This is a genomic window from Streptomyces sp. R-74717, assembly GCF_047305335.1.
Taxonomy (GTDB): Bacteria; Actinomycetota; Actinomycetes; order Streptomycetales; family Streptomycetaceae; genus Streptomyces; species Streptomyces atratus.
On record NZ_CP102361.1, the window covers coordinates 4,109,430 to 4,124,951 of the forward strand.

A 15,522-nucleotide genomic window follows, 5' to 3' on the forward strand; every position below is an offset into this window, starting at 1 on the left:
CGGGCCGCCCCTCAGCTGCGCTGTTGCGTTACTTCCTGCTGTAGTTCGGCGCCTCGACCGTCATCTGGATGTCGTGCGGGTGGCTCTCCTTGAGACCCGCCGAGGTGATCCGGACGAACCGGCCGTTGGCCTGGAGCTCCGGGACGGTGCGTCCGCCGACGTAGAACATCGACTGGCGCAGACCGCCGGTGAGCTGGTGGACGACCGCGGAGAGCGGGCCGCGGTAGGGAACCTGGCCCTCGATGCCCTCGGGGACCAGCTTCTCGTCGGAGGCGACGCCCTCCTGGAAGTAGCGGTCCTTGGAGAACGACTTGCGGTCGCCACGGGTCTGCATCGCGGCGAGGGAGCCCATGCCGCGGTACGACTTGAACTGCTTGCCGTTGATGAAGAGCAGCTCGCCCGGAGACTCCTCGCAGCCCGCCAGCAGCGAACCGAGCATCACGGTGTCCGCACCGGCCACCAGGGCCTTGGCGATGTCGCCGGAGTACTGCAGGCCGCCGTCGCCGATGACCGGGACACCGGCCGCCTTGGCGGCGAGCGAGGCCTCGTAGATCGCGGTGACCTGCGGGACGCCGATGCCGGCGACGACGCGGGTGGTGCAGATGGAGCCGGGGCCGACACCGACCTTGATGCCGTCGACGCCCGCGTCGATCAGCGCCTGGGCGCCGTCACGGGTGGCGATGTTGCCGCCGATGACGTCGACCGAGGAGTTCGACTTGATCTTGGCGACCATGTCGCCGACCAGCCGGGAGTGACCGTGGGCGGTGTCGACGACGATGAAGTCGACGCCCGCCTCGATGAGCGCCTGGGCCCGCTCGTACGCGTCGCCCGCGACACCGACGGCGGCGCCGACCAGCAGCCGGCCTTCCTTGTCCTTGGCGGCGTTCGGGTACTGCTCGGCCTTGACGAAGTCCTTGACGGTGATGAGGCCCTTGAGGACCCCCGCGTCGTCGACCAGCGGAAGCTTCTCGATCTTGTGGCGGCGCAGCAGCTCCATGGCGTCCACGCCGGAGATGCCGACCTTGCCGGTGACCAGCGGCATCGGCGTCATGACCTCGCGCACCTGGCGCGTGCGGTCCGACTCGAAGGCCATGTCACGGTTGGTGACGATGCCGAGCAGCTTGCCCGCGCCGTCGGTGACCGGGACACCGCTGATGCGGAACTTGGCACACAGCTCGTCGGCGTCGCGCAGCGTCGCGTCCGGGTGCACCGTGATCGGGTCGGTGACCATGCCGGACTCGGAGCGCTTCACCAGGTCGACCTGGTTGGCCTGGTCGGCGATGGAGAGGTTGCGGTGCAGCACACCGGCGCCGCCCTGCCGGGCCATGGCGATCGCCATGCGGGCCTCGGTGACCTTGTCCATCGCAGCGGAGAGCAGCGGGATGTTCACCCGCACGTTCTTGGAGATGTACGAGGAGGTGTCGATCTGGTCGGGCGTCATGTCGGACGCGCCGGGCAGCAGCAGCACGTCGTCGTATGTCAGCCCGAGCGTCGCGAATTTCTCGGGCACTCCGTCGACGTTTGCAGTCATGACACCTTCCCCAAATGGCCTTGATCGGTGCGGATGTCCATGCTAACGGCCTCCGGGGGTGTCTCATTCCACGAGCAAGATCACCTAGAGGTTCTGTAGCTTCGTACGGAACCTGGACGGGGCCCGGCTCACTGCTCCGCGAGGGCCCGCAGCCTGCTGAGCGCCCGGTGCTGGGCGACCCGGACCGCACCCGGAGACATGCCCAGCATCTGTCCGGTCTCCTCGGCGGTCAGGCCGACCGCGACCCGCAGAACGAGCAGCTCACGCTGGTTGTCCGGGAGGTTGGCAAGAAGCTTCTTGGCCCAGGCCGCATCGCTGCTGAGCAGCGCGCGCTCCTCGGGCCCGAGCGAATCGTCCGGCCGCTCGGGCATCTCGTCGGAGGGCACGGCCGTCGATCCCGGGTGCCGCATGGCGGCCCGCTGGAGATCGGCGACCTTGTGGCCCGCGATGGCGAAGACAAAGGCTTCGAAGGGTCTGCCGGTGTCCTTGTAGCGCGGCAGCGCCATCAGCACCGCGACACAGACCTCCTGCGCCAGGTCCTCCACGAAGTGGCGAGCATCACCGGGCAGCCGGTTCAGCCGGGACCTGCAGTAGCGCAGCGCGAGGGGGTGGACATGGGCCAGCAGATCATGGGTGGCCTGCGCGTCGCCCTCGACAGCACGGTGCACCAGTGCACCGATCACCGTCGTCCCGTCGTCGCGCATCGGACCATGGTGCCCCGGAGCCGCGTCATCCGTGCCGCCGCGTCCGTAGTTGTGCACCGAAGCGTTATGAGCGGGTGCGCCGGAAGTCATGTCCTGCGCCCTCCCCTTCCGCTCGACCGAATCGTTCCCGAGGAACTCCACATCTCAAGGATGCGGCATCGGCCGGGAAGCGTCACATACCGCCGGCGCGGAGGGCGCCACCGGCGGGGTGGAGCCCTCCCCGCGCACGTCGGTCACATCGCCCCGTCCGCCGGTGTGCGGACGGGGAATCGATCGACTGCCGGCCATGGCCGGCCCTCAGCGGACCAGGCCCCAGCGGAAGCCGAGCGCGACGGCGTGCGCCCGGTCCGAGGCGCCGAGCTTCTTGAACAGACGCCTGGCGTGCGTCTTCACCGTGTCCTCAGAGAGGAACAACTCACGGCCGATCTCGGCGTTCGAGCGGCCGTGGCTCATTCCTTCGAGCACCTGGATCTCACGCGCGGTGAGCGTCGGCGCCGCGCCCATCTCGGCCGACCGCAGCCGGCGGGGGGCGAGCCGCCACGTCGGATCGGCCAGCGCCTGGGTGACGGTGGCCCGCAGCTCCGCGCGGGAGGCGTCCTTGTGCAGATAGCCGCGGGCACCGGCGGCGACCGCGAGCGCGACACCGTCCAGGTCCTCGGCGACGGTCAGCATGATGATCCTGGCGCCGGGGTCGGCGGAGAGCAGCCGCCGGACCGTCTCCACACCCCCCAGACCGGGCATGCGTACGTCCATCAGAATCAGATCCGAACGGTCGGCGCCCCAGCGGCGGAGGACTTCCTCGCCGTTGGCCGCCGTCGTCACACGCTCGACGCCGGGCACGGTCGCGACCGCGCGACGGAGCGCTTCTCGGGCAAGCGGGGAGTCGTCGCAGACGAGGACGGATGTCATGACCGTCCTCCGCAGCTGATGCGCGTCACCTTGAGCCTCCAGGCTGTTACAAGTCGTCACCTGAGCGGTTGACGCTCTCGGACATCTGCCCGATCGCTTTTTCTGTCAACCGCCTCCGCCCTCTCAACGATGGTCACTCGAAAGAGTTACGGGTCGGACGGCCGGGTTCGGCACTCTACGTGAGGACCCGCACACGGAGGAGAGCGGCGCGAATCATCCAACCGTCAACGGAAACTTCACATGAAGGTATGCCCTATTTGGCGGGTTTTCTTCCCTTTTACTGGTGTCTGTGGCTAGATTCGCAATCAGTCATATTTACATCTACTTACACCGTAGATGTAAATGTCATGGGCACGGTCAACAACGGACGACAACGACGATTCCGACTCAGCATGGTTTCGAGGGGACAAGCAATGGCAGATTTCTCCCGGCTTCCCGGACCCAACGCCGATCTGTGGGACTGGCAGCTGTTGGCGGCCTGCCGCGGGGTCGACAGCTCGCTGTTCTTCCACCCGGAGGGTGAACGCGGGGCGGCACGGAGCGCCCGCGAGAACTCGGCGAAAGAGGTCTGTATGCGATGCCCGGTACGTGCCGAGTGCGCAGCACACGCACTGGCGGTGCGAGAGCCCTACGGAGTGTGGGGCGGACTGACCGAGGACGAACGCGAGGAGCTCATGGGACGGGCCCGCAACCGGCTGATCGCGGCAGCGGCGCCGTCGGGCCTTCCGTCCCCGTCGGGGCACGGCTGATCCCACCCCACCCGGCACAACAAATACAAAAACGTTTCCGCATTTCACCCGGCCACCGAGGGGGGCCGGGCCACAGGCAGGCCCCGCTCAGCGGGCGGCCGCCAGGGACAGCTGGTCGAGGGTGGCCGCCACCGCCGGCACCTGGGCCAGGTCGGGCAGGGTCAGGGCCACGATCTCGCGCTCGACGGCCGGCTCCACCGTCACCGTGCGGGCCCCCTTGGGGCGTACCGACTCGATCGCCAGCTCCGGCAGTACGGCCACCCCCAGACCGGCGCCGACCAGGCCGATCACTGCCGGGTAGTCGTCGGTGGCGAAGTCGATCCGGGGCGTGAAGCCGGACTCCTCGCAGACTTCCACCAGTTGGCTACGGCAGCGCGGGCAGCCCGCGATCCACGACTCGTCGGCCAGCTCCGCGATGCCGACGGCGGCCGAACCGGCCAGCCGGTGCCCCTCGGGGACCAGGCCGATCAGCCGGTCGGCGAGCAGCGGGCGTACGACCAGGTCGTCCCACTCCGCACCGGAGGCGCCGTAACGGAACGCCAGCGCGATGTCGCAGTCGCCCTCTCGCAGCATCTCGACCGAGCGCGGCGGCTCGGCCTCGACCAGGGAGACCCGGGTGCCGGGGTGGGCCGCGCGCAGCGCCGCGAGGGCGCCGGGGACCAGCGTGGAACTGCCACTGGGGAACGAGACGAGCCGGACCCGGCCGGCCCGCAGCCCGGCGATCGCGGCGACCTCCTCCTCGGCGGCGGTGAGCCCGGCGAGGATTCCGGAGGCGTGCCGGACGAGGGCCTCGCCCGCCTGGGTGAGCCGCATCTCGCGTCCCGTACGGATCAGCAGGGTGGTCCCCGCAGAGGCTTCCAGGGCCTTCATCTGCTGACTGACCGCCGGCTGGGTGCAGCCCAGTTCGCGGGCGGCGGCGGAGAACGAGCCGGTGGTGGCCACGGCGCGCAGGACACGGAGATGACGGGCTTCGATCACCACTCAACCATAAGCGATTCTTGGGTTGCGTGCGAGTTGTTGGCGCACATCTTTGAGGGTGGAGTGGTTAGCGTTCTCCGTATGAAGCCGATGAAGCTGCTGACTGTGAATGTGGGACGGCCCAAGGCCGTCGACTGCACCGACGCCCCCGGCGGCGTGACCGGGATCGACAAGCAGCCTGCCGACGGCCCCGTACGCGTCACCGACCCCGGCCCCAAGGGCACCGGCGGCAGCGGCCTGGCCGGGGACACGGTGTGCGATCTGCGCCATCACGGCGGCTCCGACCAGGCCGTGTACGCATTCGCCCGCGAGGAACTCGACGCCTGGGAGCGGGAGCTCGGCCGCCCGCTGGCCAATGGCACGTTCGGCGAGAACCTGACGACCAGCGGTCTGGACGTGAGCGGCGCGAAGATCGGCGAGCGCTGGCGGATCGGCCGCGACCTGGTCCTGGAGGTCACGTCGAGCCGGATTCCCTGCCGTACGTTCGCCGGCCATGTCGACGAGAAGCGCTGGGTCAAGCGGTTCACACAGGCGGCTGCCCCGGGTGCCTACCTGCGGGTGATCGAGCCGGGCGAGATCCGCTCCGGGGACCCGGTCGAGATCGTGCACCGGCCGGACCACGACGTCACCGTGGAGCTGGCCTTCCTGGCCTCGATGACGCGCCGGGAGCTGCTCCCGAGGCTGCTCCCGGCGCGGGACGCGCTGCATCCCGAGGCGCTGCGTGCCGCTCTGAAGTACGTGGAGAAGGAGGCGGCGGACGACTGATCGCGGCGTGCCGGACAGGCACTAACGTGCCGCGTATGACGACTGCACTGATTACGGGCGCGACCGCAGGGATCGGAGCCGCATTCGCGCGGCGGCTCGCGGCCGATGGGCACAACCTGGTGCTGGTGGCGCGCAACACCGAGCGGCTGCGCGAGCAGGCGACCGAACTGCACGACCGGCACGGCATCGAGGCCGAGGTACTGACGGCCGACCTGTCCGAGGACAAGGGGATCGCCGCGGTCGAGTCCCGGTTGACGGACCGTCACCAGTCGGTCGACCTGCTGGTCAACAATGCCGGGTTCGGCAACAAGGGCCGCTATCTGGATGTGCCCATGGCCGATGAACTGAACATGCTGAAGGTGCACTGCGAGGCGGTGCTGCGGCTGACCTCTGCGGCCGCGGCCGGGATGCGGGAGCGCGGCCGGGGCGGGGTCGTCAATGTGGCCTCGGTGGCGGCGTTCGTGCCGCGCGGGACGTACGGCGCGTCCAAGGCCTGGGTCGTGCAGTTCACCCAGGGCGCGGCGAAGGACCTGGCCGGTTCGGGGGTGCGGCTGATGGCGCTGTGCCCCGGCTTCGTACGGACCGAGTTCCACGAGCGGGCCGGAATGGGGACCGGCAACATCCCGGGCTGGATGTGGCTCGACGCGGACAAGCTGGTGGCGACGGCCCTGGCGGACCTGGCACGCGGTAAGTCGGTCTCGATCCCGGACCCGCGGTACAAGGCGTTGATGGGGCTCGTGAAGGTGACGCCGCGCGGCCTGCTCGGAGGGGTCACCTCCAAGACAGGCCGCAAGTACGGGCCTCAGTGAGTGGGTTACCGGGTGGGCGGTTGCCGAATGGGCTGATACCTCAGCCCGCGGCCCGCGTAGGCGCCGATGTTGGGGGCGCCGGGCTTCAGCTCGTTGCCGAAGTAGTCCTTGCCGCCGTTGTTCTCGATGACGGCTCCGGCGGCGAGGGCGGGAGAGCCCGCACCGAGCCGGAAGTCGGGCCGGAGCTTCGGATCGGCCGTGATGCCGCCGGGGTCGGGGCGGGTCATGTCGATGCCGTAGAAGGCGTTGTGGTCGAACGAGAGCCCGGGCGTCGGGTTCTTGAAGGCGTAGCCGCCGGTGCCCTCGCTCACGAAGATGTTGTTCCGGATGGACAGTTCGTGCTGGGTGGTGGCGGGGCTGCCGGCGTCGTCCTGGACGAGGTAGCCGGGGATCTGCTCCTTGTTGTGGAAGGTGTTGTTGTAGATCTCCGTGCCGAGGATCGGGCCCCAGCAGTTCTGGATCAGGCGGGCGCCGTCGTTGCGGCTGACGTTGTAGCGGGCGACCGTGCCGATGGTCTTGGCGCCGCTGTACGGGCAGATCAGCAGGAAGCCGCCCTTGTTGTCGTGGCTGTAGTTGTACTGGAAGACCGTGTTCTGCGAGGCACCGTCGGCGTCGAAGGACATTCCGTCGTGGGTGTTGCCGCCGCCCGAGACCTCGTTGTACTCGACGGTCGTGTCGTCGGTGTTGAAGGTCCAGATGCCCGCGTTGGCGGAGGGCGAGCGCAACTGGAAGCCGTCGACCCGGTTGTGGTCGACGCGGGCACCGCTGGTGGTGTCGAGCTTCATGCCGTCGCCGGCCAGGGACTTCAGCGTGTTGTGGTGGATGCGGACTCCGGTGCTCGGCGTCCACTCCCCCGGGTAGACGTTCGGGTCCTGCTGCTGGCCGACCAGATCACGCTTGGAGAAGGTCGATTTGAAGTAGATGCCCTCGCGGTCGACGTCCTCGATGCGGTTGTGCCCGATGTCCAGGCCGTCGTACCGGCTCGCCTTAGCCTTGCCCTCGACCGCGATGTGGATCGCGCTGGAGCCGGACACCGTCTTGTAGTCGCCGCCGCGCACATCGTGGATGTAGAGGCCGGAGATGGCGAAGCCGCGGGCGGTGCCGTAGTCGGTGAGGCGGAGGCGGACGCCGTTGCGCTCGCTGCCGGGGTTGTCGGCGTTGGTGATCTCCAGGGACTTGAGGTGCACGTACTGCATGTTGGAGAGCAGCACGACATCGTGGGCGCCCGCGCCGTCCAGCTTGGCGCGGGCCGGGCCCTCGCCGTAGTCGGCGATGGTGAACGGTGCGCGGGCGGAGCCGGTGCCCTTGGGGGCGAGGGTGCCGGTGCAGGTGGCGCCGCGTTTGAAGAGCAGCCGGTCGCCGGGGCCGTAGGTGTGCGCGTTGGCCTCGGCGAGCGTGGTCCAGGGGTGCTGCTTGCTGCCGGTGGCGCCGGCCGGGGCGGCTGTGCAGTCGACGTGGAAGGTACGGCCGGTGGGTGCGGCCTGTGCGGCGCTCTGGCCGGCGACAGTCAGACCGGCGGCGGCCGTCAGGGCCGCGAGCGTCGCAGCAGTGACGCGATGTCTCACAATTCCTCCGTACGAACAGTCAGGGACGGGACGAGTCGGCATCGCCGGAATCCTGGACTCGGATTGATCGAACGTCAACGGATTGCATTTGAATGATCGAAACTCCCATCGTTCGATCACGTTGGTCTAGGGTCGGACAACGGCCCCGGCACCGGCCGGACCGGGGGCCGGGCCACACACTGCGAGGGGACTGCTGCCGTGCGCGAAAGTGCTGCTGAACGCCATGACCGCCTGCTGGGGCTGGTACGGGAACGGGGCTCGGCCCGCGTCTCGGATCTGGCCTCGCAGCTGGGGGTATCGCCCGTCACGGTGCGCCGGGACGTGGAGGAGCTGGCAGGCCGGGGCCTGCTCGACCGCGTCCACGGCTCGGTGTCCTGGCCGCAGGACGCCGCCCCCGCCGCCGCGGGGGCCGGCGGCACCGGCACCGGCCTGGTCCTCGGCATGCTCGCGCCCTCGTCGACGTACTACTTCGCCGAGGTCATCCGTGGGGCTCACGAGGCCGCAGCCAGGGCAGGTGCCCGGCTGATCCTGCGGATCTCCGACTACCGGCCGCAGGAGGACCACGCCCGCACCGAGGGCCTGCTCTCCGCGGGCGCCGAGGGGCTGCTGGTCGCGCCGGGCTGGCAGCACCCCGGCGACCCCGCCGCGTTCGGCGGCTGGATCGCCTCGCTGCCCGTGCCGACCGTCCTGCTGGAGCGCAGGCCCAGCGCGGGCTCTCCGCTGGACGGCCTGGACCGGGTCTGCTCGGACCATGCGCACGGGGTACTGCTCGCCGTACGCCACCTGGTGGATCTCGGGCACGGGGCGCCGCTGCTGATGGCCCGGGCGGACTCCCCGACCGCCGTCGCGGTGCGGTCCGGGTACGAGGAGGCCCTGGCCGTGCTCGGGCTGCGCGCACCGCAGGACGTGATCGATTCCGTACCGGCCGAACTCGCCCCGGACGCGTTCGAACAGGCCGTGCAGGCGCTGCGTGAGGCGGTCCGCTCGGGGGTGGCGACGGCGGCGCTGATCCACAACGACGTGGACGCGATCCAGGTGGTGCAGCGCCTGGCCGAGCTGGGCGTACGGGTGCCGGACGATCTGGCGCTGATCGCGTACGACGACGAGGTGGCGGCCCTCGCGGACACCCCGCTCACGGCGGTGGCACCACCCAAGCGCGAAGTGGGCCGTCATGCGACGGAACTGCTGGTGGAGCGGCTCGGCCAGGGCGCGGACACGCCCCGGCGTCATCTGACGCTGCTCCCGCAGCTGCGGGTCCGGAACTCGTGCGGAGCACCCCTCTCGTAGGCGATGGAGCAGGCGATGAAGTGGGCCTTGAAGCCCGCTTGAAGCAGGCGTGCTCGCGGCCTCGCGACCCCCTCCCGCAGGGCATTCCGTACGCTTCCGTACATAACTTATTTGATCTTTTTTCGATCAATCGCTCTTTCGCTCTTGACTTCGGTCACGGCTGGTCCAAGGATCACGGCCAACGCCAATGTCGTCGCCTGTTCAGGAGCCTCGCTGTGAGCCGCAGTTCGAGCAGAACGTCCCTCGCCGTAGTCGGCGCCGCCACCGCCCTCGCCGTTCTCACGGCCTGTGGCGGCAGCGGCGACGACAGTGCCGCCGCCGGAAGCGACGGCAAGCCCGTCAGCATCACCTTCTGGGGCTGGGCCAAGGGGTCCAAGGAGGTCGTTGACGCGTTCAACGCCTCGCACAAGAACATCAAGGTGGTGTACGAGGAGATCCCGTCCGGCAACGCGGGCGGCTACGCCAAGATCTCCAACGCGGTGAAGGCGGGCAACGCCCCCGACCTGGTCTCCATCGAGTACCCACAGCTTCCGGAGTACGTCAGTCAGGGCGCGCTCCAGGACATCGGCCAGTACTTCACCGACGACATCAAGAAGAAGCTGCTGCCGCAGGCGGTCGAGCTGACGACGCTCGGCGGCAAGAACTGGGCCGTCCCGTTCGACGCCTCGCCGCAGTCCTTCTACTACCGCAAGGACCTGTTCGAGAAGTACGGCGTCGAGGTCCCCAAGACCTGGGACGAGTTCCGCAAGGCCGCCGAGAAGATCAAGAAGGCCGACAAGAAGGCCCGTATCGGCACCTTCTTCCCCGATGACCCGACCACGTTCCAGGCGATGGCCTGGCAGGCCGGCGCCCAGTGGTACAAGCCCGAGGGCGACACCTGGAAGGTCAGCACGGCCGACGCGGCCACCAACAAGGTCGCCGACTACTGGCAGGGCCTGCTCGACGACGACCTGATCCGCGCCAACGCCTCGTTCAGCCCCGAGTGGACCAACTCCCTGAAGAACGGCGGCACCGTCGGCTACCTCGGCGCCGCCTGGGGCGCGGGCGTCCTCAAGGGCACGCTGCCCGAGCAGAGCGGCAAGTGGGCCGTCGCCCCGATGCCCAGCTGGGACGGCAAGCCGGCCAGCGGCATGCTCGGCGGCTCCACCTTCGCGGTGACGAAGACCAGCAAGAAGGCCGAGGCCGCGGTCGAGTTCGCCACCTGGATGTCGACCACCGAGGAAGGCATCAAGGCCCGGATCGAGTCCGGCACCTCGAGCGCCTTCCCGGCCGCGGCGGCGCTGCGCCCGGTGGCGAAGAAGGCCTTCGACGCGGACTTCTACGGTGGCGAGGACATCTACCAGGTGTTCGAGGACGCCGCGACGTCCATCGGCCCCGACTGGAACTGGGGCCCGACGACCGGCACGACGAACACCACCATCAAGGACCAGTTCGGCAAGGTGGCCAGCGGCGGCACCACCATCAAGGACGCGGTGAAGGCCGGGCACGACGCCACGGTCGCCGAGCTGAAGAAGCGCGGTCTGAAGGTCGAGGACGCAGGCTGATGAAGCGCGCCCGGACGACCAGAGCCGCCGCCATCCTGCTGGGGCCCTTCTTCGTACTGTTCACCGTGGCCATGGTGCTGCCGATCGGATACGCGGTCTGGCTCAGCCTGTTCACCGAGAAACAGTCCGGCCTGGGCTTCGGCGGCACCGAGACCGTCTTCAGCGGACTCGACAACTACACGGCGGCCCTGGGCGACCGGGCGTTCCGCGAGGGTTTCGGCGTACTCCTCGGATACTGCCTGTTCTACATTCCGCTGCTGCTCATCGGGGCCCTCGCCCTCGCCCTGCTGCTGGACTCCGCACTGGCCCGCGCCCGCCGGTTCTTCCAGCTCGCGCTCTTCCTGCCGCATGCCGTGCCCGGCATCATCGCCGCGCTGATCTGGGTCTACCTCTACACACCCCAGCTCAGCCCGGTGGTCAGCGCCATGGAGTCCGGCGGAATCGGCTTCGACTTCTTCTCGCCCGAGGGCGCCCTCCCCTCCGTCGTCAACATCGCCCTGTGGGAGTGGCTCGGCTACAACATGGTGATCTTCTATGCCGCGTTGCAGGCGATCGACCGCTCCGTACTCGAAGCGGCCACGGTCGACGGGGCCGGCGCCTGGCGCGTCGCACTCAGCATCAAGGTCCCGCTGATCCGCGCCTCGGTCGTGATGGTCGCGCTGTTCACGGTCATCGGCTCGCTCCAGCTGTTCACCGAACCGCTGATCCTCAACAAGGGGACCGGTTCCGCCGTCTCCTCCACCTGGACGCCGAACATGTACGCGTACACCGCGGCCTTCGAACGCAACGACTACGGTCTCGCCGCGGCCGCCTCCATCCTGCTGGCGCTCACGGCCGCGCTGCTGTCCTTCGTCGTCACCCGCTTCACCGGCCGGAAGGGCAAGAAAGCATGAACTCCCCCGCCTCCCGCGGCCGCTGGATGTCGAAGACCGCGGTCAACGGTTTCCTTCTGCTCGCCGTCGTCTACATGCTCTTCCCCCTCGTCTGGCTGGTCACCGCCGCCACGAAGGACACCGGCGGTCTGCTCGCGGGCAACGCCTTCTCCTTCGAGGGCTTCAACCTCGGCGAGAATCTGTCGAACCTGGCCTCCTACGGCGACGGCATCTACTTCCGCTGGTACCTCAACAGCCTCTTCTACGCGGGCGGCGGGGCGATCGTCTGTTCGCTGATCTGTGTCGCCGCGGGGTACGCCTTCGACAAGTACGAATTCCGGGGCAAGGAGAAGCTGTTCGGCCTCGTGCTGATGGGCGTGCTCGTCCCCACCACCGCACTCGCGCTGCCGATGTATCTCCTGGCCTCCAAGACCGGCCTGGTCAACACATACTGGTCCGTGCTGATCCCGGTGCTCGTCAATCCGTTCGGCGTGTATCTCGCCCGGGTGTTCAGCACCGGCTACATACCGAACGAGGCCCTGGAGGCCGCCCGTATCGACGGGGCCGGCGAGCTGCGCGTCTTCTGGTCCATCGGACTGCGCATGGTCATGCCGGGCTTCGTGACCGTCTTCCTCTTCCAGTTCACCGCGATCTGGAACAACTTCTTCCTCCCCCTCGTGATGCTCTCGGACCGCAAGCTCTTCCCGCTGAGCCTCGGTCTGTACTCCTGGAACACCAACACCCACGGCGAGCCGAGCTTCTATCCGCTCGTCGTCACCGGCTCCCTCCTCGCCGTCATCCCCCTGATCGTCGCCTTCGTCTCGCTGCAGCGGCACTGGAAGGCCGGTCTGACCGCCGGCAGCGTCAAGTGACTCTCACGCGAGACCTGAGGAGTACGAGTTCCACCATGCCCCACGCCACTGACAACCGGCCGACGGCCCTCCTCGCGATGGGCCCCGGCATCGCCGGACGCCTCCTCGCCGACCGCCACCGCACCCGGCTGGCCACCCTCACCCGTACCGATCCGCACCTCGTCGCCCACGACCTGGCCGACCCGACGCCCGAGGTGGCCGCCGCGCTCGCCGATGCCGAGGTGCTGTTCACCTGCTGGGGTGCGACGCCGCTCACCGCCGAGGTGCTGGCGACCGCACCCCGGCTGCGGGCCGTGGTGCACGCGGCCGGTTCCGTGAAGCACCACATCACGGACGCCTGCTGGGAGCGCGGGATCGCCGTCACCTCGGCGGCCGGGGCCAACGCACTGCCGGTCGCCGAGTTCACTCTCGCCGCGATCCTCTTCGCCGGCAAGCGCATCCTGCACTCCGCGCATCGCTATCGCGCCCTGCGCGCCGACCACGACTGGCTCGCGGAGCTCGACGGCTCCGGCAACTACCGCCGTACGGTCGGCATCGTCGGCGCCTCCCGCATCGGCCGGCGCGTGATCGAGCTGCTGCGCCCCTTCGACCTGGACGTCCTGCTGTACGACCCGTACGTGGACGGTCCGGAGGCGGCGCGGCTCGGTGTACGGCTCACCTCGCTCGACGAGCTGTGCGCGAGCAGCTCGGTCGTATCGGTGCACGCGCCGCAGCTCCCGGAGACGCACCACATGATCGGCGCCGCGCAGTTGTCGGCCATGGCGACCGGGGCGACGCTGATCAACACGGCGCGGGGATCGCTGATCGACGAGGAGGCGCTGCTGCACGAGCTGACCACCGGCCGGCTGCACGCGGTGCTGGATGTGACGGAGCCCGAACTTCCGCCTGCGCACTCGCCGTTGTACGACCTTCCGAATGTGCTGCTCACTCCGCATGTCGCGGGTTCGCTGGGCGATGAGCTGCACCGGATGGCCGACCAGGCGCTGGACGAGATGGAGCGGTTCGCGGCCGGCCTGCCCTTCGCGGACCCGGTCCGGGCGGGGGCGCTGCCGCGCTCGGCGTGACGCGGGCTCCGCCCCGGCGCCCGGTCCTCAATCACCGGACGGGCTGAAAGATGCCCTCGAACACCGGGCGGGCGTGCTCGATTCGGCCGCACGTGCCGAGGCCCGGTACCCCTCGTCGGGGTACCGGGCCTCAGTGGCTGAGCAGAGCTACACGCTAGTGCGAGTGGCCGTGGCCGCCGTGACCGGCCTCGGCCTCTTCCTCGGCCGGCTTCTCGACGACGAGCGTCTCGGTCGTGAGCAGCAGCGACGCGATGGACGCGGCGTTCTCCAGCGCGGAGCGGGTGACCTTGACCGGGTCGATGACGCCGGCCTTCACCAGGTCGCCGTACTCGCCGGTCGCGGCGTTGAAGCCCTGGCCCTTGTCGAGGTCGGCAACCTTCGAGGTGATGACGTAACCCTCGAGGCCCGCGTTCTCGGCGATCCAGCGCAGCGGCTCGACGGCGGCGCGGCGCACGACCGCGACACCGGTGGCCTCGTCGCCGGTCTTGCCGAGGTTGCCCTCAAGAACCTTGACGGCGTGGACCAGAGCGGAGCCACCACCGGAGACGATGCCCTCCTCGACCGCGGCGCGGGTCGCGGAGATGGCGTCCTCCAGACGGTGCTTCTTCTCCTTGAGCTCCACCTCGGTGGCGGCACCGACACGGATCACGCACACGCCGCCGGCCAGCTTCGCGAGGCGCTCCTGGAGCTTCTCGCGGTCCCAGTCGGAGTCCGTGGCGTCGATCTCGGCCTTGATCTGGTTGACCCGGCCCTTGACGTCGCCGGGCTCGCCGCCGCCGTCCACGATCGTCGTGTCGTCCTTGGAGACGGTGACGCGGCGGGCGGTGCCCAGCACGTCCAGACCGGCCTGGTCGAGCTTGAGGCCGACCTCCTCGGCGATGACGGTCGCACCGGTGAGGGTGGCGATGTCGCCGAGCATGGCCTTGCGGCGGTCACCGAAGCCCGGGGCCTTCACCGCGACGGCGTTGAAGGTGCCACGGATCTTGTTGACGACGAGGGTCGACAGCGCCTCGCCCTCGACGTCCTCGGCGATGATCAGCAGCGGCTTGGAGCCACCGGCCTGGATGACCTTCTCCAGCAGCGGGAGCAGCTCCTGGATCGCGCCGATCTTGCCCTGGTGGATCAGGATGTACGGGTCGTCGAGGACGGCCTCCATACGCTCCTGGTCGGTCACCATGTACGGAGACAGGTAGCCCTTGTCGAAGGCCATGCCCTCGGTGAAGTCGAGGTCCAGACCGAAGGTGTTGGACTCCTCGACGGTGATGACACCGTCCTTGCCGACCTTGTCCATCGCGTCCGCGATGAGCTCGCCGACCTGCGGGTCCTGCGCGGAGAGCGCGGCCACGGCGGCGATGTCGGTCTTGTCGTCGATCGGGCGGGCGGTCGCGAGGAGTTCCTCGGACACGGCCTTGACCGCGGCGTCGATGCCCTTCTTCAGGGCGGCCGGGGAAGCACCCGCGGCCACGTTGCGCAGACCCTCGCGGACGAGCGCCTGGGCCAGCACGGTGGCGGTGGTCGTACCGTCACCCGCCACGTCGTTGGTCTTGGTCGCCACCTCCTTCACCAGCTGGGCACCGAGGTTCTCGTACGGGTCGTCGAGCTCGACCTCGCGCGCGATGGTGACACCGTCGTTGGTGATGGTGGGAGCGCCGAACTTCTTGTCGATGACGACGTTGCGGCCCTTGGGGCCGATCGTCACCTTGACCGTGTCGGCAAGCTTGTTGACGCCGCGCTCAAGGGCGCGACGGGCGTCCTCGTCGAACTTCAGAATCTTCGCCATGGCAGCTGAGCATTCCTCTCAAACGAACTGCGCCCCCGACCGCCCGGCTGGTTATTCGCAGGGGGCCAGGGGCGCAGAACAGAAGCAAACGTG

General features: G+C 69.0%; 14 protein-coding genes. 8 read left to right on the top strand and 6 right to left on the bottom strand.

Going from position 1 to position 15,522, the window contains the following annotated elements:
* Positions 1 to 28: 28 nt before the first annotated feature.
* From guaB to NRF20_RS18460, 3 genes are all read right to left on the bottom strand, one after another.
* Positions 29 to 1,531 (bottom strand): IMP dehydrogenase, encoded by a 1,503-nt coding sequence (gene guaB, locus NRF20_RS18450; RefSeq protein WP_093893460.1) that lies wholly within the window; start codon positions 1,529 to 1,531, stop codon positions 29 to 31.
* 128 nt (positions 1,532 to 1,659) lie between these two features.
* Positions 1,660 to 2,235, bottom strand: a complete 576-nt coding sequence (locus NRF20_RS18455; RefSeq protein WP_266365316.1) for a sigma-70 family RNA polymerase sigma factor — start codon at positions 2,233 to 2,235, stop codon at positions 1,660 to 1,662.
* A 297-nt stretch (positions 2,236 to 2,532) separates the two neighbouring features.
* Positions 2,533 to 3,144, bottom strand: a complete 612-nt coding sequence (locus NRF20_RS18460) for a response regulator transcription factor (protein ID WP_003948568.1) — start codon at positions 3,142 to 3,144, stop codon at positions 2,533 to 2,535.
* A 413-nt stretch (positions 3,145 to 3,557) separates the two neighbouring features.
* On the opposite strand from NRF20_RS18460, the gene NRF20_RS18465 reads away from it, so the two are divergent.
* The gene (locus tag NRF20_RS18465) at positions 3,558 to 3,893 is read left to right on the top strand and encodes a WhiB family transcriptional regulator (RefSeq protein WP_093893461.1); all 336 of its coding nucleotides are present in this window, start codon (positions 3,558 to 3,560) and stop codon (positions 3,891 to 3,893) included.
* Between the two features lie 87 nt (positions 3,894 to 3,980).
* Here NRF20_RS18465 and NRF20_RS18470 read toward each other — a convergent pair whose 3' ends face one another.
* Positions 3,981 to 4,871, bottom strand: coding sequence for a LysR family transcriptional regulator (locus NRF20_RS18470; RefSeq protein WP_398631306.1), 891 nt, complete (start codon positions 4,869 to 4,871; stop codon positions 3,981 to 3,983).
* A 90-nt stretch (positions 4,872 to 4,961) separates the two neighbouring features.
* On the opposite strand from NRF20_RS18470, the gene NRF20_RS18475 reads away from it, so the two are divergent.
* Both NRF20_RS18475 and NRF20_RS18480 read left to right on the top strand, forming a co-directional pair.
* Complete coding sequence (locus tag NRF20_RS18475; RefSeq protein ID WP_413754577.1) at positions 4,962 to 5,636, top strand: MOSC domain-containing protein; 675 nt, start codon at positions 4,962 to 4,964, stop codon at positions 5,634 to 5,636.
* Between the two features lie 35 nt (positions 5,637 to 5,671).
* Positions 5,672 to 6,445: an SDR family NAD(P)-dependent oxidoreductase gene (locus tag NRF20_RS18480; protein ID WP_413752928.1), complete on the top strand. Its 774-nt coding sequence runs from the start codon at positions 5,672 to 5,674 to the stop codon at positions 6,443 to 6,445.
* A gap of 5 nt (positions 6,446 to 6,450) precedes the next feature.
* Here the strand turns inward: NRF20_RS18480 and NRF20_RS18485 are convergent, their stop codons facing one another.
* On the bottom strand, positions 6,451 to 8,010 hold the full coding sequence (locus NRF20_RS18485) for a right-handed parallel beta-helix repeat-containing protein (RefSeq protein WP_398631308.1): 1,560 nt from the start codon (positions 8,008 to 8,010) through the stop codon (positions 6,451 to 6,453).
* A 198-nt stretch (positions 8,011 to 8,208) separates the two neighbouring features.
* Between NRF20_RS18485 and NRF20_RS18490 the strand changes: the two genes are divergently transcribed.
* The 5 genes from NRF20_RS18490 to NRF20_RS18510 all read left to right on the top strand — a co-directional run bounded on the left by NRF20_RS18490 (position 8,209) and on the right by NRF20_RS18510 (position 13,649).
* Positions 8,209 to 9,297, top strand: a complete 1,089-nt coding sequence (locus tag NRF20_RS18490; RefSeq protein WP_398631309.1) for a substrate-binding domain-containing protein — start codon at positions 8,209 to 8,211, stop codon at positions 9,295 to 9,297.
* A 215-nt stretch (positions 9,298 to 9,512) separates the two neighbouring features.
* Positions 9,513 to 10,841: an ABC transporter substrate-binding protein gene (locus NRF20_RS18495; protein WP_266358670.1), complete on the top strand. Its 1,329-nt coding sequence runs from the start codon at positions 9,513 to 9,515 to the stop codon at positions 10,839 to 10,841.
* Positions 10,841 to 11,734, top strand: a complete 894-nt coding sequence (locus tag NRF20_RS18500) for a carbohydrate ABC transporter permease (protein WP_266358671.1) — start codon at positions 10,841 to 10,843, stop codon at positions 11,732 to 11,734. The genes NRF20_RS18495 and NRF20_RS18500 overlap by 1 nt, the downstream gene beginning before the upstream one ends.
* Positions 11,731 to 12,585, top strand: a complete 855-nt coding sequence (locus tag NRF20_RS18505; RefSeq protein WP_093893467.1) for a carbohydrate ABC transporter permease — start codon at positions 11,731 to 11,733, stop codon at positions 12,583 to 12,585. Before NRF20_RS18500 ends, NRF20_RS18505 begins: the two co-directional genes overlap by 4 nt.
* 35 nt (positions 12,586 to 12,620) lie before the next feature.
* Positions 12,621 to 13,649, top strand: coding sequence for a hydroxyacid dehydrogenase (locus tag NRF20_RS18510; RefSeq protein ID WP_413752929.1), 1,029 nt, complete (start codon positions 12,621 to 12,623; stop codon positions 13,647 to 13,649).
* A 154-nt stretch (positions 13,650 to 13,803) separates the two neighbouring features.
* Here the strand turns inward: NRF20_RS18510 and groL are convergent, their stop codons facing one another.
* On the bottom strand, positions 13,804 to 15,429 hold the full coding sequence (gene groL, locus NRF20_RS18515) for a chaperonin GroEL (protein WP_398631311.1): 1,626 nt from the start codon (positions 15,427 to 15,429) through the stop codon (positions 13,804 to 13,806).
* Positions 15,430 to 15,522: the final 93 nt, after the last annotated feature.